At 45.2% G+C, this 21,849-nt stretch carries 27 protein-coding genes; 15 read left to right on the plus strand and 12 right to left on the minus strand.

The window, feature by feature from the left end; genetic code table 11:
* Positions 1–10 precede the first annotated feature (10 nt).
* Together H2R00_RS19870 and H2R00_RS19875 are read right to left on the minus strand one after the other, a co-directional pair.
* Entirely contained in the window at positions 11–1,846 is a 1,836-nt protein-coding gene (locus H2R00_RS19870; protein ID WP_412095422.1) for a transglycosylase domain-containing protein, read from the minus strand.
* A gap of 132 nt (positions 1,847–1,978) precedes the next feature.
* On the minus strand, positions 1,979–3,250 hold the full coding sequence (locus H2R00_RS19875; protein WP_154999204.1) for an MFS transporter: 1,272 nt from the start codon (positions 3,248–3,250) through the stop codon (positions 1,979–1,981).
* Positions 3,251–3,510: 260 nt separating this feature from the next.
* Between H2R00_RS19875 and kapD the strand changes: the two genes are divergently transcribed.
* Positions 3,511–4,086, plus strand: coding sequence for a 3'-5' exonuclease KapD (gene kapD / locus H2R00_RS19880; protein WP_425321887.1), 576 nt, complete (start codon positions 3,511–3,513; stop codon positions 4,084–4,086).
* A gap of 27 nt (positions 4,087–4,113) precedes the next feature.
* Here the strand turns inward: kapD and kapB are convergent, their stop codons facing one another.
* Positions 4,114–4,503 carry a kinase-associated lipoprotein KapB gene (kapB, locus tag H2R00_RS19885; RefSeq protein ID WP_154999206.1) on the minus strand — a complete coding sequence of 130 codons (390 nt, stop codon included), beginning with the start codon at positions 4,501–4,503 and terminating at the stop codon, positions 4,114–4,116.
* Positions 4,504–4,569: 66 nt separating this feature from the next.
* Here kapB and H2R00_RS19890 point away from each other — a divergent pair, with 66 nt between their 5' ends.
* Complete coding sequence (locus H2R00_RS19890) at positions 4,570–4,770, plus strand: hypothetical protein (protein WP_076788991.1); 201 nt, start codon at positions 4,570–4,572, stop codon at positions 4,768–4,770.
* A 26-nt stretch (positions 4,771–4,796) separates the two neighbouring features.
* Here H2R00_RS19890 and H2R00_RS19895 read toward each other — a convergent pair whose 3' ends face one another.
* On the minus strand, positions 4,797–5,960 hold the full coding sequence (locus H2R00_RS19895; RefSeq protein ID WP_154999207.1) for a MalY/PatB family protein: 1,164 nt from the start codon (positions 5,958–5,960) through the stop codon (positions 4,797–4,799).
* A gap of 106 nt (positions 5,961–6,066) precedes the next feature.
* Between H2R00_RS19895 and H2R00_RS19900 the strand changes: the two genes are divergently transcribed.
* Entirely contained in the window at positions 6,067–6,564 is a 498-nt protein-coding gene (locus H2R00_RS19900; protein WP_182070147.1) for a hypothetical protein, read from the plus strand.
* Positions 6,565–6,643: 79 nt separating this feature from the next.
* On the plus strand, positions 6,644–6,898 hold the full coding sequence (locus H2R00_RS19905) for a DUF1871 family protein (RefSeq protein WP_154999214.1): 255 nt from the start codon (positions 6,644–6,646) through the stop codon (positions 6,896–6,898).
* A 40-nt stretch (positions 6,899–6,938) separates the two neighbouring features.
* Here H2R00_RS19905 and H2R00_RS19910 read toward each other — a convergent pair whose 3' ends face one another.
* Entirely contained in the window at positions 6,939–7,760 is an 822-nt protein-coding gene (locus tag H2R00_RS19910; protein ID WP_154999209.1) for an alpha/beta fold hydrolase, read from the minus strand.
* A 204-nt stretch (positions 7,761–7,964) separates the two neighbouring features.
* Between H2R00_RS19910 and H2R00_RS19915 the strand changes: the two genes are divergently transcribed.
* The 3 genes from H2R00_RS19915 (at position 7,965) to yugI (ending at position 10,230) form a co-directional block, all read left to right on the plus strand.
* Positions 7,965–8,465, plus strand: a complete 501-nt coding sequence (locus tag H2R00_RS19915) for an Lrp/AsnC family transcriptional regulator (protein WP_003184796.1) — start codon at positions 7,965–7,967, stop codon at positions 8,463–8,465.
* Entirely contained in the window at positions 8,466–9,638 is a 1,173-nt protein-coding gene (locus H2R00_RS19920; protein WP_043927758.1) for an aminotransferase, read from the plus strand.
* A 202-nt stretch (positions 9,639–9,840) separates the two neighbouring features.
* On the plus strand, positions 9,841–10,230 hold the full coding sequence (gene yugI, locus H2R00_RS19925; RefSeq protein WP_020452765.1) for a S1 domain-containing post-transcriptional regulator GSP13: 390 nt from the start codon (positions 9,841–9,843) through the stop codon (positions 10,228–10,230).
* 32 nt (positions 10,231–10,262) lie between these two features.
* Here yugI and H2R00_RS19930 read toward each other — a convergent pair whose 3' ends face one another.
* Positions 10,263–10,499 (minus strand): DUF378 domain-containing protein, encoded by a 237-nt coding sequence (locus tag H2R00_RS19930; RefSeq protein ID WP_003184789.1) that lies wholly within the window; start codon positions 10,497–10,499, stop codon positions 10,263–10,265.
* Between the two features lie 142 nt (positions 10,500–10,641).
* Between H2R00_RS19930 and H2R00_RS19935 the strand changes: the two genes are divergently transcribed.
* Positions 10,642–11,805, plus strand: a complete 1,164-nt coding sequence (locus H2R00_RS19935; protein WP_182070148.1) for an iron-containing alcohol dehydrogenase — start codon at positions 10,642–10,644, stop codon at positions 11,803–11,805.
* A 289-nt stretch (positions 11,806–12,094) separates the two neighbouring features.
* Positions 12,095–13,447, plus strand: coding sequence for a glucose-6-phosphate isomerase (locus tag H2R00_RS19940; RefSeq protein WP_128823074.1), 1,353 nt, complete (start codon positions 12,095–12,097; stop codon positions 13,445–13,447).
* Positions 13,448–13,468: 21 nt separating this feature from the next.
* On the opposite strand, the gene H2R00_RS19945 is transcribed toward H2R00_RS19940, so the two are convergent.
* Both H2R00_RS19945 and H2R00_RS19950 read right to left on the minus strand, forming a co-directional pair.
* A complete protein-coding gene (locus H2R00_RS19945) occupies positions 13,469–13,996 on the minus strand; it encodes a GNAT family N-acetyltransferase (protein ID WP_154999684.1) in 528 nt (175 codons plus the stop codon).
* 75 nt (positions 13,997–14,071) lie between these two features.
* Positions 14,072–14,548 carry a TspO/MBR family protein gene (locus H2R00_RS19950; RefSeq protein WP_154999636.1) on the minus strand — a complete coding sequence of 159 codons (477 nt, stop codon included), beginning with the start codon at positions 14,546–14,548 and terminating at the stop codon, positions 14,072–14,074.
* A 117-nt stretch (positions 14,549–14,665) separates the two neighbouring features.
* Between H2R00_RS19950 and H2R00_RS19955 the strand changes: the two genes are divergently transcribed.
* Positions 14,666–15,232, plus strand: coding sequence for a DUF421 domain-containing protein (locus H2R00_RS19955; RefSeq protein ID WP_182070149.1), 567 nt, complete (start codon positions 14,666–14,668; stop codon positions 15,230–15,232).
* Between the two features lie 38 nt (positions 15,233–15,270).
* Positions 15,271–15,675, plus strand: a complete 405-nt coding sequence (locus H2R00_RS19960) for a YugN-like family protein (protein ID WP_182070150.1) — start codon at positions 15,271–15,273, stop codon at positions 15,673–15,675.
* Here H2R00_RS19960 and H2R00_RS19965 read toward each other — a convergent pair.
* Together H2R00_RS19965 and H2R00_RS19970 are read right to left on the minus strand one after the other, a co-directional pair.
* Complete coding sequence (locus H2R00_RS19965) at positions 15,672–16,655, minus strand: potassium channel family protein (RefSeq protein WP_154999639.1); 984 nt, start codon at positions 16,653–16,655, stop codon at positions 15,672–15,674. The two genes, H2R00_RS19960 and H2R00_RS19965, sit on opposite strands and share 4 nt — an antisense overlap.
* Positions 16,652–16,906 (minus strand): protein mistic, encoded by a 255-nt coding sequence (locus H2R00_RS19970; RefSeq protein ID WP_003184771.1) that lies wholly within the window; start codon positions 16,904–16,906, stop codon positions 16,652–16,654. Before H2R00_RS19970 ends, H2R00_RS19965 begins: the two co-directional genes overlap by 4 nt.
* A gap of 182 nt (positions 16,907–17,088) precedes the next feature.
* Here H2R00_RS19970 and H2R00_RS19975 point away from each other — a divergent pair, with 182 nt between their 5' ends.
* From H2R00_RS19975 to H2R00_RS19990, 4 genes are all read left to right on the plus strand, one after another.
* Positions 17,089–17,313, plus strand: coding sequence for a YuzI family membrane protein (locus H2R00_RS19975; protein ID WP_043927747.1), 225 nt, complete (start codon positions 17,089–17,091; stop codon positions 17,311–17,313).
* An 89-nt stretch (positions 17,314–17,402) separates the two neighbouring features.
* Positions 17,403–18,077, plus strand: a complete 675-nt coding sequence (locus H2R00_RS19980; protein ID WP_154999685.1) for a zinc metallopeptidase — start codon at positions 17,403–17,405, stop codon at positions 18,075–18,077.
* 50 nt (positions 18,078–18,127) lie between these two features.
* Entirely contained in the window at positions 18,128–19,417 is a 1,290-nt protein-coding gene (locus tag H2R00_RS19985) for a hemolysin family protein (RefSeq protein ID WP_154999640.1), read from the plus strand.
* Positions 19,418–19,599: 182 nt separating this feature from the next.
* Entirely contained in the window at positions 19,600–20,385 is a 786-nt protein-coding gene (locus H2R00_RS19990) for a GH12 family glycosyl hydrolase domain-containing protein (RefSeq protein WP_182070151.1), read from the plus strand.
* A gap of 82 nt (positions 20,386–20,467) precedes the next feature.
* Here H2R00_RS19990 and H2R00_RS19995 read toward each other — a convergent pair whose 3' ends face one another.
* On the minus strand, positions 20,468–21,142 hold the full coding sequence (locus tag H2R00_RS19995) for a YqeB family protein (RefSeq protein WP_154999642.1): 675 nt from the start codon (positions 21,140–21,142) through the stop codon (positions 20,468–20,470).
* Entirely contained in the window at positions 21,139–21,729 is a 591-nt protein-coding gene (locus H2R00_RS20000) for a TetR/AcrR family transcriptional regulator (RefSeq protein WP_154999643.1), read from the minus strand. The genes H2R00_RS19995 and H2R00_RS20000 overlap by 4 nt, the downstream gene beginning before the upstream one ends.
* Positions 21,730–21,849: the final 120 nt, after the last annotated feature.

Consider the following 21,849-nt stretch of genomic DNA (forward strand, 5'->3'; position numbering starts at 1 on the left):
CTTTTTTGATTTAAGATGCGTATTGCAGCGTTCCTCTCCAGATTAAAAGCTGAGGTCCCGCGTTATGCAGATACTCGACATTGCCGTTTGCCTCTTTTCCGACCCATACACTCATTGTATACGTATCCGTCAATCCGACAAACCAAAGGTCTCTGTACCCGTTGGATGTTCCGGTTTTGCCTCCTACATATCCGCCGCTGAAATTCGCTTTTTTTCCGGTTCCTTCTTTGACAACCGCTGATAAGAGTTCGCGCATTTGGCTGTTTGTCCGCGTGCTGAATACTTGCTGCGGTTTGTCTTTCCATTTGTAAAGCGTTTTGCCTTTTAAGTCCGTCACCTTTGTGATTGCATGGCTGGACGTGTAGCTGCCGTTATTGCCGAAGGTCGTATAGGCATCAGCCATCTCCAGCGGTGAGAAGCCCCATGTGAATCCGCCCAATGCAGCAGGAAGACGGTAGTCGTTTTGAACAATTTTATCAAAGCCGAACGGTTTTAAATAGCTGAATCCTTTTTGCACGCCGACACGGTTCAGCATTCGTACGGCCGGTGTATTATACGAATATTTAAAGGCTGTCTTGATCGACACGGTTCCGTATGTTCTTTCGTTAAAGTTGTTCGGACAGTATTCCTTGCTGCAAAATTTGCTTGCGTCAATCATGCTGCCTGCCGTCGCACCCGTTTCTTCAATGTACGGCCCGTAGTCAAGGAGCGGTTTAATCGATGACCCAGGCTGCCTGTATGCTTGGAATGCCAGGTTATAATCGTATTTCTTATAGTTTTTCCCGCCGGACATGGCGACGATTTGATGGGTTTGGTGGTTGATCACCACTGCTCCGCCTTGGACGCCTTCATAAGGGAGGCGATTCTTTACTTGCTGGACGACCCGGTTTTGCATGCCGGTATCGAGCGCCGTATAAATTTTGATTCCGCTTGTTGTAAGGGAGCTGATTCGGTTTGACAGCTCTTTTTCGATTTTTTTCTTTTCTTCTTTTGTTTTTGCCTTTTTCAGCCGTTCGTCAAACCCTTCCGAAGCAGACACCAATTCGGTGAATTCCTCGTTGACATAGGTCGTATAGTCGGGATAAGCGTCTTTCTTTTCTTTAACGCTAAGCGTAATTTTTTGCTTTAAGGCTTTGTTGTATTCTTTTTCCGTGATCACGCCCGCTTTTTTCAGCCCTTCAAGCAGCCGCTTTTGGCGGGTTTTTGTGTAGTCAAAATGTTTCAAAGGATCATATAATGTAGGGTTATTAGGGATCGCGCAAATGAACGCCGTTTCGGCAAGGCTGAGAGATTTCAAAGGCTTGCTGAAGTAGAAAGAAGACGCGGATCCAATTCCGTAGACCCCATGATTAAAATAGATTGTGTTTAAGTATTTCTCAAAAATTTCTTCTTTTGAAAGCTTTTTTTCCAGCTGATAGGAATACAGGAGCTCTGTGAACTTGCGGTCGAAGGTTCGTTCATGGTTCAAATACAAGTTTCTCGAAAGCTGCTGTGTAATCGTGCTGGCCCCCTGATCAATGCCGCCTTTTTTGACATTGGCTGCGGCGGCCCGGGCCATCCCGATAAAATCAAAGCCTTTATGCTGAAAGAAATGACGGTCCTCCGAAGTCAGAAACAGCTGCTTGACATGCTCAGGGATGTCTTTATAGGGGACAAATACCCGGTTTTGGTGATCTGAAACGATTTCGGAAATCAGGGCGCCGTCCCTGTCATACATGTAGCTGTTTTGTACAAGGCCGATATCTTTTATATTGATCTTCTCATCGAGCACCTGATCGAAAGGCTTCATATTCTGAGCTTCCCGGCCGGAGGCCATTAAGGTAAAGACAAATATAGGAATTAACATCAACAGAAAAATCCATCCAAAAAATGAACGCAACTTTGTCACTCTCTTTTCGCTAAATTCTAGCCATATCGTACCATTCTTTTTGGATATCGAGAAGGATAATTTGATAGATTGGCAGTTTTTTATCCGATTTCAGCTTGCTTTTGCCTCTGATTTTTTTTGCTGGGACCTTTGGAACATCAGAAGGCATGCTCCGCCGAAAAAGAGAACGGCAGTTGCGTAAAAGGCGGAAGAAATACCGAAAAAGCTGGAAAGAACGCCGCCGAGCACCGGGCCGATGACATTGCCCAAAAATCTGAAACTTACATTATAGCCAAGCACTTCCCCTTGTATAGATCCCGGAGATTCAACTCGGATTAAAGCGGTGATGCAGGGAATCATCCCGCCAAGCGCGATTCCGAACAGAAAGCGGAAGAACACAAGCATTTCATACTGAGATGTAAGTCCTTGCGGGATAACGCAAACCGCGGCAGTCAGCGCGAGAATCATCAATATTTTTCCGTGGCCGAACCGGTCGCCTAAGGCACCCCATTTTCTCGCAGCGAGAAGGCTTCCAAGGCCCGTTGCAGAAAAAGCCAACCCTGAGAAAAATGCGAGATTCTCAGTTCCGTGCAGCTCGCTGACATATAAGGCGAGCAGCGGCTGAACACTGAAGTTTCCCACTTGGATCACAGCGGTGAGAATCATCGCCGTAATCAGCGGACGCTTATGAAGAATCGTCTGCAGCACCTGCTTTCTCGTGTACCCGGTGGAAGCATCGCGCTTCTGCTTCAGGGGCCGTTCGCGCACTCCGGCAAACACGAGGAAAACGGCGCTGTAAATGGCAAATGACGTAATGAAAAACGTATATGTAAAACCGACGCGATCGGCGAGCAGACCGCCGAGCAAGGGGCCGAATAATCCTCCCGAGACCGTGCCCATCTGCAGCGTGCCGAGCACTTTGCCAGCCGTTTTTTTCGGCGTCTGAGCCGAAATCATGGCGAGGGAAGTGGGGATAAACCCGGTGACGAGCCCCATCGCCATTCTCAAAAAAAACAGTTCGTATACGGACGAGACAAGGGACATGAGAAGAATGCAAGTGCCGATGCCGGTACCCGTGATCAAGAGGATTTTTTTATAGCCGTGTTTATCACCGAACCTTCCCCAAAAAGGAGAAACCAAAAAGGCCATCAAAAATGTGACGCCGAAAACGTATCCGCTCCATTTTGCCGTAAATCCGTCCGAATAGCTGCCGAGCGTCTCAATATAGAGGGAAAGAAACGGCAGAACCATTGTGGAGCTTGCGGCCACGAAAAAATTCGCAAACCACATGATCACAAGGTTTTTCTTATAAACAGAGATGCGAATCACCTTCTTAAAAAGTTTGAATTCCCTTTCATTATAAATGAAATGTGGAAGCTGTATGGAATCGCTGCTCTAGGGAATGACGAAAATTAGGTATTTGAAGGAATTTTCAACATTTTCAGAAAATATAACCTTAAATATAGAAATATAATGATATAATAAGAGAAATATGAACGTACTTTGGAAAACATTCAGAAGACCTTAGGCTTGGACGATTTCAATCCGCTGCGTTATTTCCATAAGTTTTTTATATTGAGATAGAAAGGCAGGTGTAAAAGTTGGAAGCGAGCACCTTACTGATTATTGATTTTGAATTTACAATGCCTGAGGGAAGGTATCACCCGCAAAATTTTTTCCCGGAAATCATAGAAGCAGGGATTGTAAAGGCGGCTCATGATGAGGTGGTTGAGACATTTTCAAGCTATATTAAGCCGAAGAAGTTCCCTAAATTAACGAGGCGCTGCAAAAATTTTCTCAGCATTACTCAGGAACAGGTTGACCAAGGCATCACGTTTAATGCGCTGATAGAAAAGCTGCGGGAGCTTGATCCTGATCAAAACAGCGTCATCATTACATGGGGAAACATGGATATGAAAGTGCTGAAGCAAAATTGCATGTTCAACCATGTTCCGTTTCCGTTTAAAGGAGAGATGAGGGATCTTTCCATGGAGTACAAGGAATTCTTTGGCGACAAAACATTGACGAATTTGTGGAAAGCAGCGGAAGAGTACGGCGATTCAGGAACGGGAAAACAGCATAAAGCGCTTGACGACGCGATGACAACGTATAAGTTGTTTCGGCTCGTCGAACGGGATAAGAAGTATTTGGAAAATCCGAAACCGACGACGATCGGCGAACGGGTTGACCTTTCAAAAGTCTTTCCGCACGCCACATAAACAACCCAATCTGACAAACAGATTGGGTTATTTGTGCGGGAAATATTCTTTTTCAAGCGCATGAATAAGCTCAAGCGATTTTGCTGCGTATTCGGACGAATCGTTTTGCAGATCCGTTTTTAAGCGGCTCAAAGCTGAGCGGAGCGAATCCGCATAATCCGGTACAGCTTCATCGAACGGCTTGACCATGCGGTGCGGGATATTTGTCTGTTCACCGTAAGCGAGCGCTTTTCGTTCATGAAAAAAAGGGACGTCTGCCTGATTGGGATGATGAAGATCGCCTTGCTTCGGGTGGGTCAGCACGGCGAGGATTTTGACCAGGTAGTGCATCGGTTTAACATCCGTAATTTCGCCGATGTAGACGCCTGTCTTATAAAAGCCTTTTACGTGATCTCCGACTTGAAATTGGTTGTTCATTGCATCTGCCTCCTAATGGTATCATAATAAATAAATGGTAAAAAATCATTTCAGGGAGGAAGAAAAATGGCGCCGTTTCTGATTCAGTTTATGCTCTATTTTCCTGAAGACAAAAGAGAATATATCCCTTCTTTTATTACGCTGGCCGTTTTCTTTGTCATCGCGATTGTTGTATTCCGGCTGATCATCAAGCATTCCAAAAAAGAAGCTGAAAAAGCGGAAAAGCTGGAAAGAGAATTAAATGAAACCATCCATAAACGCTCTTAGAAGCGCCCGGCTTTCAGCCGGAACGCTTATGAAAAAGCGGTCTTCAGCCGTCTCAGTCCGTCTTTTACAATCGAGAGCGAGCATCCGACATTCATTCTGACGAATCCTTCTCCGCCCGGTCCGTACTTCGGTCCCGGCTCAAGAATCAGCTTTCCTTTATGAAGGAGAAGCCGTTTGATGTCCTGATCCGTCAATCCGAGCTTGCGGCAGTCAAGCCATGCCAAGTAAGAGGCGTCAGGCTCCATCATGCGAACCTCAGGCAGCTCCTCTGCCAAAAAGCGGCGGACTTCTTCCATATTTCGTTCAATGTAGGGGATAAGCTGATCGAGCCATGGTTCGCCTTTTGAATAGGCCGCCTCGATTGCTGCAACTGCAAATGTATTTAAAGAATGCAGTCCCTGGCGCTGCATGACCTTTGCAAAGGCGGTTCTCTTCGCCTTGTCGGGTATGATGATGGCTGAGGCCTGCAACCCGGCCAAGTTAAACGTTTTGCTCGGTGCAATGCATGTGATCGAAATATCCGCGAATTCCGGAGACAAAGAGGCGAACGGCGTATGATTCAGTCCGTTCAGCATCAGATCCGAATGGATTTCGTCGGAAACAACTGTGACACCGTGTTTAAGGCAGAGTTCGCCCAGCGTTGTCAGCTCTTCTTTCGACCATGAACGCCCGGAAGGGTTATGCGGATTGCAAAGAATGAACAGCTTCACATCCGGTTCCCCAAGCTTTTTTTCAAGGTCGGAAAAATCCATTTCATAGCGGCCGTCTTTTTCGATTAATGGATTATGTAAAACAACCCGTCCGTTTTTTTCAACTATATCAAAGAACGGCGTATATACAGGCGGCTGTACGACCACCCGCTCGCCGGGCTCTGTGTACGCCTGCACCGCTTGGGCGAGCGCTGTTACAATGCCCGGGCTGAAGGTGATAAACGCCGGTTCAGTATTCCATCCATGCCGGCGGCTGAGCCAATCGGTGACGGCTTCCTTCGTGCCCGCGTTTGCAGATGTATAGCCGAAAACCCCGTGCTCCAGGCGCTGCTGAAGGGCGTCAATAACAGGCTGAGGGGCACGGAAATCCATATCAGCCACCCACATTGGAAGCGCGTCGTTTACGCCGAATAATTCCTGTGTTAAGTCCCACTTCACAGACTGGGTCCCGCGTCTGTTATGCTCTTTATTAAAATCCATGATCTCACCTCATGACTTTTTCATATGTTATACATTAACTGTGATAAGGATAGATTGCAATGTTTTAACCAGTAAAGCTTTTATAAAATAAAGGGAGTGGTAGCTGGTGGAATGGAGCAGCATGCTTGAGTGGGCTTTTCAGCGTCATCTCAACCCTATGAGCTGGTATATTCGCCCGGTCTTTCTGGTGGCGCTTGCTTACTTTTGCTATAGGCGGACTTGGAAAGGTGTCATCATTACTTTTTTGCTGATGACGAGCAGCATGGTTTGGTTTCCCGTCCCCGAGCGGATCAATCCGGAGATGCAGGCCGTTTTGGATTACGAGCTGATGCTTTTGTCCAACCCGTTTTCAGCCGTGGTCACGCTCGCTTTCATGATGGGGTTTCTCGTGTTGATTGGCGCGGCATTTTGGAAGCGCTCCTTAGGATGGGGGCTTCTGGTATTGAATGTGACGCTGATCGGAAAGGTCGTGCTGTCAGTGATGCTGACAGGGGAAAACGGCTGGGCGCCCCTCGGAAATACCGTCTTTGGATTGATTCTCGTCAACGGCATCGGGCTGCTGCTGATCGCCTGGCGGAGGAAGCGGAGAAAAGCCGGCCGGTAGCTTGCGGCTTTCCTTATCGACAAGTCGGTGTGTTATGATACAATAGCTTTTGAAACATTACAATGAAGCGGTGATTATGATGAAAGAAAGTCAGGCAGCAGCACAAATCATACACATCATAAAAGAATGGGATCCGTTCCAAGCCGGACCCGATTTTTATGAAACGGAAGCGGCCGAAATCGTTCAGGCCGTCTACACGGAAGACGATGCAGAGCGGCTGGGCAAAGCTATCCAGACCGTTTTTGAAATATCATTTGATCAGACGCTGCCGCTGGCAAAATGCAAACAGCTGGCTGAGCGGCTTCTTGTGATCAAAGACAGCAGTTCGTGCTGATCAGAATCTAAAAACCGCCAATCGGCGGTTTTTTTTATATTCATGTCAAAATGAAATCGGCAATTTTGTCTGATACATAATCCGGATTTTCTTCAGGGACGAGGTGTCCGGTATCCCGCAGGGAATAGAAAATGGAATTGGGCAGATCTTGATGCAGCCTTTTTCCGATCTGTACCGGGACGACGCGGTCCTCTTCGCCCCAGATTAAGAGGGAAGGCGTCTCGATTTTCTTCAAATCATCCGGTGATAAATCGCCTTCCCGGTGTCTGATGAGACGTGCGAGCGCCCTGAAAATTTGATCGTCGAGAAACGGTTTCAGGTAGCCGTTGATCATTTCCTGATCGATCAGAGAGCTGTCGTAGACAACATTCATGAGATTTTTCAGCACGCCTTGTTTTGACAGCCAGCGCTTGATGTACAAATAAAAATAAGGAATATGGCTCCCGAAAATGAGCGAGCGGGGCGAACGCTTTAAATAGCCTGAGCTGCACAACAGGACGACTTTTTTGAACAGTTCAGGCCTTTCCTTTATCGCATAAAGTGAAATCTGGCCGCCCATCGAATGCCCGACAAGCACGGCGTCTTTAATCTTCAGCCTTTCGATCAGCTCGATGACCACCTTGGCCATGTTTTGATAGGTATACACAAAGGTGCTGGATTTTTCTGATTGGCCGAAGGGAGGCAGGTCAACGGCGACTAAATTAAACTCATCCTTCAGAAGAGGAATGATTTTTCTGTAGCAAAACGAGGAAGAAAGAAAACCGTGTATTAAAACGAGCGATGTCTTGCCTGGATTCTCGTAATGCTCATAATATATATTGACCCCTTGAATGGTCTCGATAGAAGGTTTTGTTAACAGCATGATCCAAATCACTCCGAATGTTTTTCTTTCATGTTCAAACAATCTGGCTGCATGTTGTCGCCTAAGTCCTGAGTATATTATTTATCGTACCCGAAAAAAATTTTTTCACGCTGCGATTTCGCTTTTTTTACCGCCTTACATTCGTTCAAAAACGTGCTATAATATTCAGAAGATTTCTTGACATATAAAAGGTGTGATAACGAGATGAAGCTAACAGAAAAAGAAACAGAAATATTGGAAATATTAGAGGAAAACAGCCGCCTCGAACCTGAAACGATTGCTAAAATGGCGAACATTTCACAGGAAGAAACAAAAGCGATTATTGAAAAGCTTGAAAAAGAAAAGGTCATCATCGATTATTCTGCAATGATCGACTGGCGAAAAGTCGACGGCCATGAAGGCGTGACAGCGATGATCGATGTGAAAGTAACGCCGAAGCGCGGCGTCGGATTTGACGAAGTGGCCGAGCGGATTTATCGTTTTCAGGAAGTTGAATCCGTTTACTTGATGTCAGGCGTATATGATCTGTCTGTTGTCATCCGCGGCAGAACGATGTCGGATATTTCGCATTTCGTGTCCGAAAAATTATCGACGCTCGAGTCGGTCGTGTCGACTACCACCCACTTTATTTTAAAGAAATACAAGCATGACGGTAAAGTTTTTGACTCCGGTGATGATGACAAAAGAATCGTGGTGTCTCCTTAAATGAGGACAACTTATATTTCGAAAGCAGCCCAGCAAATCAAACCGTCGGGCATCCGCAAATTTTTTGATCTTGCGTCCACAATGGAAGGCGTGATTTCATTGGGAGTCGGAGAGCCCGATTTTGTGACGGCATGGAATGTAAGGGAAGCGAGCATTCTTTCCCTTGAGCAGGGCTACACGTCTTATACGGCAAACGCGGGTCTTCTTTCACTGCGGAAGGAGATCAGCGCTTATCTGAATAAACGCTTTCATCTGGATTATGCTCCTGATGACGAGCTGATTGTCACAGTCGGAGCAAGCCAGGCGCTTGATATTGCGGTCAGGGCGATCCTTGATCCCGGAGAAGAAGTGTTGATTCCAGAGCCTTGTTTTGTCGCTTATGAAGCGCTTGTCTCTTTGGCGGGGGGAAAAGCGGTCCACATTCATACGAACGCAGAGCGCGGATTTAAAGCGAGCGCTGCGGATTTTGAAGCCGTTCTGACTGAGCGTACGAAGGCCATCATCCTTTGTACCCCGTCTAATCCGACAGGCTCTGTTTATTCAAAAAAAGAACTGGAAGAGATCGCGGCTTTTGCTGAAAAGCATGACCTGATTGTAATAGCGGATGAAATTTACGCCGAGCTGACATACGATGAAGCTTATACAAGCTTTGCGGAAATCGCCGGAATGAAAAAACGGACGATATTGATATCTGGTTTTTCAAAAGGGTTTGCCATGACAGGCTGGCGCCTTGGATATGTCGCAGCTCCTGCATATTTAAGAGACCCTATGCTGAAAATTCACCAGTACTCGATGATGTGCGCGCCAAGCATGGCTCAATTTGCGGCGGAGGAAGCCCTTAAAAACGGCCTCGAAGACGTCGAAAAGATGAAAAAAAGCTATCGCCGCCGAAGGAATGTGTTTGTGGATTCACTGAACGAAATCGGGCTTGACTGCCATCAGCCGGGGGGCGCTTTTTACGCGTTTCCGTCCGTTAAAAAAACGGGCATGAGCTCCGAAGAGTTTGCAGAGGAGCTTCTCATCAGCGAAAAAGTCGCCGTCGTCCCGGGCAATGTTTTCGGTCCGAGCGGCGAAGGCTATATCAGATGTTCCTATGCTTCCTCGCTTGAACAGCTTCAGGAAGCGCTCGTCAGAATGAAACGCTTTGTGCAGAAGGTCGGTGCAGTTCAATAAAAAAATGCGCACCTAAAAGGTCCGCATCAACATAAGGGGGGGAATACTAGAAAGCCTTAGTTGTTCTTTAGTATTCCCCTTTCATCTCGGTTTTAAACATCCAATGCTAAAAAAGTTTTTTTGCTTAATAAAGACTTGTATGATATAATTTTTTATTGCGTATAAAAAGAGTTAAATTCATATGATTTAGGAGTTGTTAGTTATGACAGCAAAATTTGAAGTAGGCAGTGTTTACACTGGAAAAGTGACTGGATTACAGGCGTATGGAGCGTTTGTTGCATTAGATGAAGAAACACAGGGACTCGTGCATATTTCTGAAGTAACACACGGTTTCGTTAAAGATATTAATGAACACTTGGCGATCGGTGATGAGGTGCAAGTGAAGGTTCTTTCTGTAGATGAGGAAAAAGGCAAAATCAGCCTTTCTATCCGCGCTACACAGGCAGCTCCTGAACGAAAAGAAAGCAAGCCTAGAAGACAAAAGGCTGTTCAAGCCGAAGATACAGCTGCTCCACAAGGGTTCAACACGTTAAAAGACAAACTTGAAGAGTGGATCGAGCAGTCCAACAGAAAAGATCTTATTAAGAAGTAAATGAAAAAACTCCGGCAAAAGCCGGAGTTTTTTTAACGCATTTCAGGCTGTTTGGCGTCTTCGCCGGCGGTCTCTTCAGCCGGTTTAAATAAAAGGCCGAGGTTGATCAGGCCTGCGATTCCGACAAGCGCGTAAACGGTCCGGGCTAAAGCAGACCCTTGGCCGCCAAAAATGGCTGCAACCAAGTCAAATTGAAAAAATCCTATCAGTCCCCAATTGATTGCTCCGATGATTGTTAATACCAATGCAATACGTTGAAGTGCATTCATTTATTTTTCCTCCTTTTTTGAAGACCTTTATTTCACATTTATAGATTGCGACCGATTTGGAAACATTATACGCCTGAGGAGCAGATCGCTTTACAGGGCGCTTAGCGATTTTCCATAATAGTAAATAAAGGAGGAGATGTAGATGGATAATTTTACATATTGGAATCCCACGAAGCTGATTTTCGGCCGGGGAGAAGTTGAAAAGCTGGCAGACGAGGTGAAACACTACGGCCGCAATGTCTTGCTCGTATACGGCGGAGGCAGCATTAAGCGGAACGGTTTATACGATCAAGTCATTTCAATCCTTGAAAAGGCGGGTGCAACCGTCCATGAACTGCCTGGCGTTGAACCGAATCCGCGTGTTGCCACCGTGAATAAAGGAGTCGCGATCTGCAAAGAGAACGATATTGACTTTCTATTGGCAGTTGGCGGCGGAAGCGTCATCGATTGTACGAAAGCGATCGCCGCTGGAGCGAAATACGACGGTGACGCGTGGGATATTGTGACGAAAAAACATATTCCGGCTGATGCGCTGCCGTTTGGAACGGTTTTAACGTTAGCAGCGACAGGATCGGAAATGAATTCGGGATCTGTGATCACAAATTGGGAAACCAATGAAAAATACGGCTGGGGAAGCCCGCTCGTCTTCCCTAAATTTTCAATTCTTGATCCGGTCAACACGTTTACCGTCCCGAAAGACCACACGATTTACGGCATTGTCGACATGATGTCCCACGTGTTTGAGCAATATTTTCACCATACCGAAAATACCCCTTATCAGGACCGGATGTGCGAATCCCTGCTCAAAACGGTAATTGAAACAGCTCCTAAGCTCATTGAAGACCTAGAAAACTATGAGTTGCGCGAAACGATTTTGTATACAGGCACCATTGCGCTGAACGGCATGCTATCAATGGGCGCACGCGGAGACTGGGCGACGCACAATATCGAGCACGCTGTTTCAGCCGTCTACGATATTCCGCATGCGGGAGGGCTTGCAATTCTGTTCCCGAATTGGATGAAGCACACGCTTTCCGAGAATGTCGGCCGCTTTAAACAGCTTGCCGTCCGTGTTTTTGATGTAGATGAAACAGGAAAAACCGATCGTGAAGTGGCGCTTGTTGGAATCGAGAAACTGTCTGAATTCTGGACCAGCCTTGGCGCGCCAAATCGTCTTGCCGATTATGACATTACAGATGAGAAGCTGGACGTCATTGCCGATAAAGCGATGGCAAACGGCGAATTCGGCCGTTTTAAAACGCTGAATAAAGACGATGTTCTGTCTATTTTGAAGGCTTCTTTATAAGACTTCTTGACGGCTCAAGGAGAACCGCCATTCCTTGAGCCGTTGTTTATTGTTATCTTTTTGACAAAACTGCGGGTGGCGGCTGAAAAACATGCGTTTTTGGCGCGCCAGCCCCCATCCTCCTTTTTTTCGTCACTTGATTTAACGAAGGAGTTCATATAAAGTGAAAAGGGAAGAGGCTGTCGCCGAAAATCGACATGTTTTAAAACCCTTTGGCCCGCACTCTCATGAAAATGAAAGCGCTGGCGGGTATTTGAAAGAAAACAGCTAGTACTGGAGGTTTAATAATATGACGCATGTCCGTTTTGACTACTCAAGAGCATTGCCATTCTTTAAAGAACATGAACTTACATATCTGCGTGACTTCGTTAAAGTCGCCCACCATACCATTCACGAAAAAACAGGTGCGGGCAGCGACTTTTTAGGCTGGGTGGATCTTCCGACTGACTATGACAAAGAAGAATTCGCCCGCATTAAAAAATGCGCCGAAAAAATTCAAAATGATTCCGATGTTTTGCTCGTTGTCGGAATCGGCGGTTCTTACCTCGGTGCAAGAGCAGCGATCGAGATGCTGAATCATTCATTTTACAATGTGCTGCCGAAAGAAAAGCGGAAAACTCCGCAAGTGATTTTCATCGGCAATAACATCAGCTCTTCTTACATGAGAGACGTGATGGATCTTCTTGAAGACGCTGATTTTTCAATCAACGTGATTTCTAAATCAGGCACAACGACAGAACCGGCGATTGCTTTCCGGATCTTCCGCAAGCTTCTTGAAGAAAAGTATGGAAAAGAAGAAGCGAAACGCCGTATTTATGCAACGACTGATAAAGAGCGGGGCGCATTAAAAACGCTTGCGAATGAGGAAGGTTTTGAATCATTCATCATTCCTGACGATGTCGGGGGCCGCTTCTCTGTGCTCACAGCGGTCGGCTTGCTTCCGATCGCAGTCAGCGGAGCCGATATCGATGAAATGATGAAGGGCGCCCGCGATGCGAGCAAAGACTTCTCCACATCAGAGCTTGAAGACAATCCGGCTTACCAATATGCGGTCGTCAGAAACGTCCTTTATAACAAAGGCAAAACGATTGAAATGCTGATCAACTACGAGCCGGGCCTTCAGTACTTCGCAGAATGGTGGAAGCAGCTCTTTGGTGAAAGTGAAGGAAAAGACGAAAAAGGCATTTATCCTTCTTCGGCCAACTTCTCGACTGATCTTCACTCTCTTGGACAATACGTACAAGAAGGAAGAAGAGATATGTTCGAAACGGTGCTGAACGTTGAAAAGCCAAGACACGAGCTGACAATCGAAGAAGCGGACAATGATCTTGACGGCTTGAACTATCTTGCCGGCAAAACGGTCGACTTCGTCAATAAAAAAGCGTTCCAAGGCACAATGCTCGCGCACACGGACGGTAATGTGCCGAACTTGATCGTGAACGTACCTGAAATGAACGCTTACACGTTCGGCTACCTTGTGTACTTCTTTGAAAAAGCCTGCGCAATGAGCGGATACCTGCTCGGCGTCAACCCGTTTGACCAGCCTGGAGTGGAAGCGTACAAAGTCAACATGTTCGCCCTCCTTGGCAAGCCTGGTTTCGAAGAGAAAAAAGCAGAGCTTGAGAAACGTTTAAACCAATAAACGAAAAAACAGCCTCCGGACTTATTGTCCCGGAGGCTGTTTTAATTCGTATGACGGATGCTGAAGTCCAGTAGACGGATAAAATTCGTCGTGTGTGTAGACGAATCTCAATTTTTCCAATCGTTTTCGTGAAGCTGTATTTTCAGGGTGATGTCCCGCAAACAGCTTTTTTGCTCGGATTTTGTTAAATGCGTACTCAATCATAGCCTCAGCCGCTTCAGATGCATAACCTTTACCCCAAGCTGAACGGACGAGATGAAAACCTAACTCATACACATCATTTTCCGGGTCATAGGGGCGAAGTCCGCAGCATCCGATGAATTCATTGTTTCTTGTTTTAAATATCGGGAAGTATTGAACACCGTGTGTTTTGTATTGTTCGATTTCCAGCAGCAAACGGTTTCTTATTTCTCTATCGGTCATGATTCCGTCTGCTGTCAGAAATTTGGCCACATCTCGATTTCCCCACAATGTCTTTGCCAAATTCAAATTCTCTTTAGCCCATAAAGAAAAGCCGATGCGTTTTGTTTGAAGAAAGTAGTGCTTCATTTCCATTCCGATCCCCCTGTAAGATAGCTGTTTACCTTATTTTAACACGGTCATAGCCGGCGGGGGCTCTTTAAACTAATGATTCATCCCGTAAATCGCAAACGCGAGATAAGTCGCGAAAAAACTCCACAACACATAAGGAATTAAGAGAATCGCTGCCGTTTTATGAATGCGCCGTGCGTTAAAGGCGAGCACAAGGGCGGTAATGGCCACTAAAAAAGAGTCGACCGCGGCAGCAAGTAAGTTTTTTTGCGTGAATTGAAAATAGCTGAATGCCTGGTTAAACAAATAGTTGATGATCAGCGTGATCCAAAATGGCGCCGCTGTCTTTCTCAGATCATATGTGGCATATACAAGCGCCGCCGATAATGAAATAAAGGCGAACAGCACGCTCCAGACGGTTCCGATCAAACGGCCTGACGGCGTCCAATCCGGTTTGTTTAATGACTCATACCATTCCCGGTCTACGGGAAATAAAACGCCCGCGAGCGAAAACAGTGCATATGTAGCAATAAACACGATCACAGACGTTACAAACTTTTTCCTTCTCAATCAAAATTCCTCCCGTCATAAGCTCATACCTTTGTCTTTCCCAATTCGATCAAATATACTCATACCGCACAAGCTTCTGATCCATACTAAAAAAATAAAACGGTTTGGAGTGACATCATGTTATTCGTGTTGGAAACATTGTTTCTCATCTTAACGGGTATTGTTCTGCTGAGAATTTCGGGGAGAAAATCAATTTCCCAGATGACAATTGCCACCACCGTTGTCATGATTTCCATCGGAACGATCATCGTTCAGCCGATCATTGAAGACAGCATTTTAAAAACCGTGGCAGCTGCATTGATCTTTATCATCGTCCTTCTGTTGATCGAGTATTTGAAAATGAAGTTTGATTTTTTTGAAAGCCTGATTGCGGGGAAAGCTGTTGTATTGATCGAAAACGGAGAGCTTCAGGAGCAGAACCTAAAAAAGCACCGCCTGACTGTCGACCAGCTGGAAATGAGGCTCCGGACACAGGGGATTTCAAAGTTAGCGGATGTGAAAAACGTAACGCTCGAATCAAACGGCCAGATCGGCTACGAGTTATCGGATGATGCCAAGCCTTTTACGATGGGAGAGTATAAAAAATTCCTCCGTATGCAAAACAACCTGCAGCAGCCGGAGGACAATCTGTTTAAAGAAATCACCGAAGGCCACCTGAACGAACCTGATAAACAATTGCGCTAGAGCCTTGAAGTATAAAAACGATAAAAGGAGTTTTTTTCATGATAAGCATACCTTCTGAACTGGAAAACCGCTCGTTTTCTCTCTATCATCTCGAACAGACGCTGAAGCCTCTCGGCTATGTGATCAGCGGCGGCTGGGAATATGACCGCGGCTTTTTTGACTATAAGATTGATGATGAGGACGGATACCTGTTTTTGCGGATTCCGTTTGAGGCGGAGGACGGACAGCTTGATTCGCAAAATGCGACGGTCAAGCTCGGCACGCCGTTTTTGCTTCGCCACGTCTATCAGGAAGCGCTGGACGACTATGTCGTTCAGGGGAATTTCCGCGCATCTTTTGACCAGTTTGCCGAACCGAAAGAAAAAGACGCCGATATTCCCGGCGTCTATGAAGAGCTTGGCCAATCGTATGTAAAAGAACTCGAAAAGGCGCTTCTTTCTTAAAGAGACAGCAGCTGATCAGTCGGCTGTAGCTTGTACGAAAAAGAAGGAGACAGCACAGGCCCGTCTTTTTGGTGGACACCGATGATGAAAATGTCTTCCTTCATGAAATGGCGGATCACTTCTTGAAAAGACGCGCCTTCCATCGTCTTTGGAAGCGGAACCCGATGGACTTTGAAATGAATATCAGCTTCCTTAAAAAGCGGATCAGGGAGCTGATTTTTAATGAGAAAATGCTGCAGCATCGCCGTTTTTAAAAGGTCCGCCGTACTGATGATTTGGTTCGCTCCGGCGCGCTCGGCATTTTTTTTCTGTTTTTCTGTCAAGATTTCTACAACGCAATACACCGACGGGTTCAAGCCTTTAACAGCCAGCAATGTTAAAACCGACTGCATGTCTGCAGATATTTCGCTTTTATGCTGATCGGCGGTAATAAAGACGATTTCAGCCTCTTCAATATTCGCTTTTTGCAGTGTGGCATCATCCGCTGCGTGTCCTCTGATGAAATGAATGTTTTCCATCAGGGGACCTTCCTTTAGTGTTTCATCAATGAGCACGATCGTTTTGTTTGAATCGGCGGCCTGGAGCGTCCTCATCAGCTTGTTGGATTTCTCGTTCCAGCCGATCAGGATCATATGTCCCTTGCCTCTGTAGTTCACCTTGCCTTCGGCGTAGCGCTGCTGCTTGCTGAAAGCGGCCGTCGCCATCGTAGCAAAATAGGCCGTGACAAACGCTGCCCCGATTAAAATAAGGAGCATGCCGACGGTTTTGCCGAGCGCGGTTCTAGGGACAAAATCGCCGTATCCGACTGAGGACACGGTGATCAGCGCCCACCATATGCCTTCAAAAACATTTGAAAACTGCTGCGGCTCGACGAAGGTGATCAGCTGACCGAAAAGGATGATCAATAAAAGGATAATGATTGCGATGCGGACATATATCGGCCACCTCAGCCATGCGATGAATACACGGTTTGATTTCATGCTTCTTCACCGTCTTTCCGCAGGGAAAATGATAAAATCTCTTTGATGATCGCATTTAACTTTTGATTGGTGCTTACTTTTCCGTGCTGTTCAATCGCTTGTCTGATCATCTCAGCCGTTTCTTCTTCAAATTCGATCAGCTGCTCGTCTTTTTCCGATTCGTTATAGAGAAGAATGAACGCATCAAGCCCTTCATTCATTTTATCGATCGCCGTGCTTAGCTGTTCTTTTTCTTGATCTGTTACTTTCACCTTGTCACCACCCGAGTTCGCCTTTTTATTCAGTATATCCCTATTTTTCAAAAATTTTTCAGGTAAAAATAAACCTTCGTTAACCGACAATAACCGGTAGAGCTGAAGATTTTTACTGCGGCGTCATATCGGTTCCCGTCCTTCCATAGACTTTTTATAAACGGATGAGGGATGGGAGCGGAATGTCCTGTTTAATGAGGCTCTTTTTCATACTGATCGGAGTCCAGCTGATGGCGGCGTCATCCATTCAATTCATTTTTGATTTAAACGCCGTTTATCATTCCTCTGATGAGGTGTTCTGGAGGGAATTCTTCAAGGAGCTGTTCACAAGGCCGCCTTTATACATCATGATGTCAGGAATGGTGCTGATCTTTATCGGGGTTTGTTTACCGCGAAGGAAAAGGTAGTGCACTTTTCTGTACAAAAGGAAATCCCTCGGGATAAAATATATTTACATTAAACGACTTATCATAAGAGGGAAGATGATTGCATGAGCATGATTTTTTACTTGTTAACATTTGCTGCATTAGGTTTATCGATTTGGGCACAATTTAAAGTAAAGAGCAACTTTGAAAAATATTCTAAAGTAGAGGCGTCAAGCGGGAGAACTGGAGCCGAAGTGGCCAGACAGATTCTCGACCAAAACGGCCTTTACGATGTCCCGGTTGAACCGGTAAGAGGAACCTTGACAGACCATTATGACCCGACAGCACGCGTTGTGCGCTTGTCTGAACCCGTATATTACGGCCGTTCAATTGCAGCGGTTTCCGTTGCTTCTCATGAATGCGGACATGCCCTGCAGCATCAGGAATCATACGGTGCCCTTGTTTTGAGGCATAAGATGTTTCCGATCGTGAACTTTTCTTCTGGAGTAGCGCCGTTTTTGTTTATCGGCGGAATGCTGCTCGGAAGCCTCAATCTGATCGGACTCGGCATCATTTTGTTTTCGGCCGCCGTATTCTTCCAGCTTGTGACACTGCCTGTTGAATTTAACGCAAGCTCCCGGGCAAAAAGGATCATCGTTTCAGAAGGAATGATCCGCAACACGGAGGAAAGAGGCGTCAGCAAGGTGCTGGATGCCGCGGCTCTGACATACGTCGCAGCAGCGCTTGTTTCGCTGTTTGAGCTGTTGCGCTTCGTTGCAATTTTCCTGTCCGGTCGTAATGACTAACCATTCGTCTTAAGGAGGTGGCCCCTTACCATATTTGGTAAGGGCTTTTTTTGAATATCCTGAATCTCATACTCGTCATACTTTTAATTGCAGCTACGGCTTTTTTCGTTGTCGCCGAATTTGCGATCGTCAAAATCCGCGGCACAAAAATCGATCAGCTCGTTGAAAGCGGGGATAAGCGGGCAATTGCGGCCAAAAGAGTGGTGACAAATCTTGATGAATATTTGTCTGCCTGCCAGCTCGGCATTACCATCACCGCATTAGGGCTCGGCTGGCTCGGAGAATCGACATTCGAAAGGATCATTCACCCGCTTTTTGAATTATTTGGCCTGCCTGAATCCGTTTTAAGAGTGGCTTCGGTTGTTGCCGCATTTGTCATCATTACATTTTTGCACGTTGTGGTCGGCGAGCTTGCGCCAAAAACAATTGCGATTCAAAAAGCGGAAGCCGTCAGCTTATGGACGGCGAAGCCGCTCATTTTGTTTTATAGAATCATGTTTCCGTTTATCAAACTGTTGAATGGCTCGGCCCGGCTGTTAACGAAGCTGTTCGGGTTCCATTCGGTAAAAGAGCATGAAGTGGCGATCAGTGAGGAAGAGCTGCGGCTTATGCTGTCTGAAAGCTATAAAAAAGGAGAAATTAATCAGTCTGAGTATAAATACGTCAACAAAATTTTTGAATTTGACAACAGGCTGGCCCGGGAAATCATGGTGCCGAGAACGGAGATCGCTACCCTTTTAGCCGATCAATCGATAAAAGAAGCGATTGAAACCGTCATTAATGAACGCTATACGAGATATCCGGTCATTAAGGACGATAAAGACCATATTATCGGTATTGTCAACAGCAAGGACTTGTTTAAATCGTATTTTCTCGACCAGACGATTCTTTTAACTGACTTAATGAGGCCTGTCATCAGAGTGATTGAGAACATACCAATCCAGGAGCTCTTGATTCGCATGCAGAAGGAACGGATTCATATGGCCATTCTTGTTGATGAGTACGGCGGAACGGCTGGACTGGTTACGGTTGAAGACATATTGGAGGAAATCGTCGGAGAAATCAGGGATGAGTTTGATCAGGACGAAATGCCGCACATTATAAAAAAAGGCGAACATCATTATATTATGGACGGAAAGGCTTTAATTGACGAAGTGAATGACCTCCTTCATATTGCGATTGAAAACGAAGAAGTCGATACGATTGCCGGCTGGCTTTTGACGCAAAAGATGGAGCTGAAAAACGGGGACATCCTTAAAACTGAGGGATGCGAATTTAAAATTCTTGATGCTGAAGATCATCATATCCGTTTTATCGAAGTGAAAAAAACGGATTTTTAAGAAAACAGCTGCGGGTGACTGCGGTTGTTTTTTAGTTCGATGGCCGTTCTTTATTTCAATAAAATGGATATTTATTCAAAGATAAGAGGATATATCTATGGAAATTCATGACTTTTTACGAATGTGCACCGTTTCGTTCTTTTTTATAATATGATGTATAAATATGAGGAGGTTTTAAATACGTGAAAAACAACCATTTGCTAAAATCCATTTTGCTATGGGGTGCCGTATGCATCATAGTGCTGGCAGGGCCGCTCTCAGCATTTGCCGCTTCGTCATCAAACCCGTCGGATAAATTGTATTTTAAAAACAAAAAATACTACATATTCAACAATGTATGGGGAGCCGACCAGGTCAGCGGCTGGTGGCAGACCATTTATCATAACAGTGATTCAGATATGGGGTGGGTATGGAATTGGCCGAGCAATACCAGCACAGTAAAAGCTTATCCGTCGATCGTCAGCGGCTGGCATTGGACTGAAGGCTATACAGCGGGAAGCGGCTTCCCGACCCGGTTGTCAGATCAAAAAAACATCAACACGAAAGTCAGCTATTCGATCAGCGCAAACGGCACGTACAATGCCGCATATGACATTTGGCTCCACAATACAAACAAGGCGAGCTGGGATTCGGCTCCAACTGATGAGATTATGATCTGGCTCAATAACACAAATGCCGGACCTGCCGGTTCTTATGTTGAAACTGTTTCGATTGGCGGGCACAATTGGAAAGTATATAAAGGCTATATTGATGCGGGAGGCGGCAAAGGGTGGAACGTGTTTTCATTTATCAGAACAGCAAACACCCAAAATGCGAACCTGAATATTCGGGATTTCACGAATTATCTTGCCGACTCCAAACATTGGCTTTCCAAAACCAAGTATGTCAGCAGTGTTGAATTCGGTACGGAAGTTTTCGGAGGCACAGGACAAATTAATATTTCCAATTGGGACGTAACGGTCCGCTGATGGATTTACACCGCTCTTTCGCAAAAAGGGCGGTGTTTAATTTATTCCAAATGTTCTTTTTTAGGCGTTCGCAACTGAAATATTACGATACCATCCTTACGTATTGCCGTTTATCTTCATCCTGAATAACCACTCCAAGCTTTGCCAGGTCTTTGCGCAGAATTTTTGCCTCTTCATGTTTATTATCCAGTAAAGCTCGTTCTCTGGCTAAAAGTAGCGTATTGATATGCGAGGGAAAATCGGGGTGATCCGCAACCCAGCGTTGATACTCATTCTTAAAGGGATCTTCGTCTGCCCATTTATAGCCGTGATGTTTAAAAGCACTTTCTGCTAGCGCTCTCTTTGATTCAAGTTGTTCACGGTACAATTCAGTTCCCTTATGACCAAGAACAACAAGATCCTTCTTCTCAAGATAAATTGCAGAAATGTCTTTTTTCTCAATCACTTCTTCTTTCTCTTTAAACAACAGCTTCACGTTTTGATCAGAAATGAACACTTGAAGAATTTCAGTGAAAATATATTGTGAAAAAAATAGGCCGGCAACGATTCCGATAACTGCAGCGATAATTGAAACCCAGAAACTGTTTAGTGATGTGATAAATTCCAAAGGCCCTTTAAAAGGAACGATTGGAATGGTCAATACCCAATCGGCTATAACAGGCAAAAACCATCCAAGAACAGCTCCTAAAACCGGTGGAATGATCCAATATAAGGCTTTCTCTATTTTAGACAATCCAATAATCGTTTCCTGATTCAAAATCTTTCACTGCCTTTCATTACATGACTGACTGCTGTTTCCCATACTTTTTTATAATCCATCTCAATTCCTAAAATCATAAAGTTACCCAAATTATCAATGATCAGGGCAAGGGAGTGTGCATTCACTTTGGTGTTTTTAGAAGAGATGACACCGAGTTCGACACCGTAAGAAAGCAATGCTTCAAAACCTTCTAAGAATTGTTCCATGATAGATTTAAGCTTTTTCTCATATCTTGGTTTTTGTGCTGCACTTAAAACAAACTCGTGTACCACTTTTAAAGCAGGAGAGTTATGTTTATACGCTTCAAAATAGCGTACGCCGTCTGTTATTAATCGTTTTTTAAAGTTCTCCTTCGTGTACTCATTGATTGAAAAATATTCAGAGAAATTGTGATCATCAAATACGATGTGAAATAGATAATCGATAAGCTCTTCTTTAGAAGGGAAATAATAGTAAATAGCCGGTTTAGAAATGCCGACTTCCGATGCAATCATTGAAAGGCTCGTGCCTTTTAGGCCGTGTCGGGCAATAAGAGTAAATGCTGCTTCAACAATCGCATCTTGGGTGTTCATTTTCTTTTTCATTGAAATCATCCTTAGCATAATCTATATATTTATTTTACTTACCGATAGGTAAAAAAGCAACTGTAATTTATGCTTTACATATTCTGTATTAACAGATGCTCCGTTTCTAAAGGATTAAAG

Source organism: Bacillus haynesii (assembly GCF_014042035.1).
GTDB classification, from domain to species: Bacteria; Bacillota; Bacilli; order Bacillales; family Bacillaceae; genus Bacillus; species Bacillus haynesii.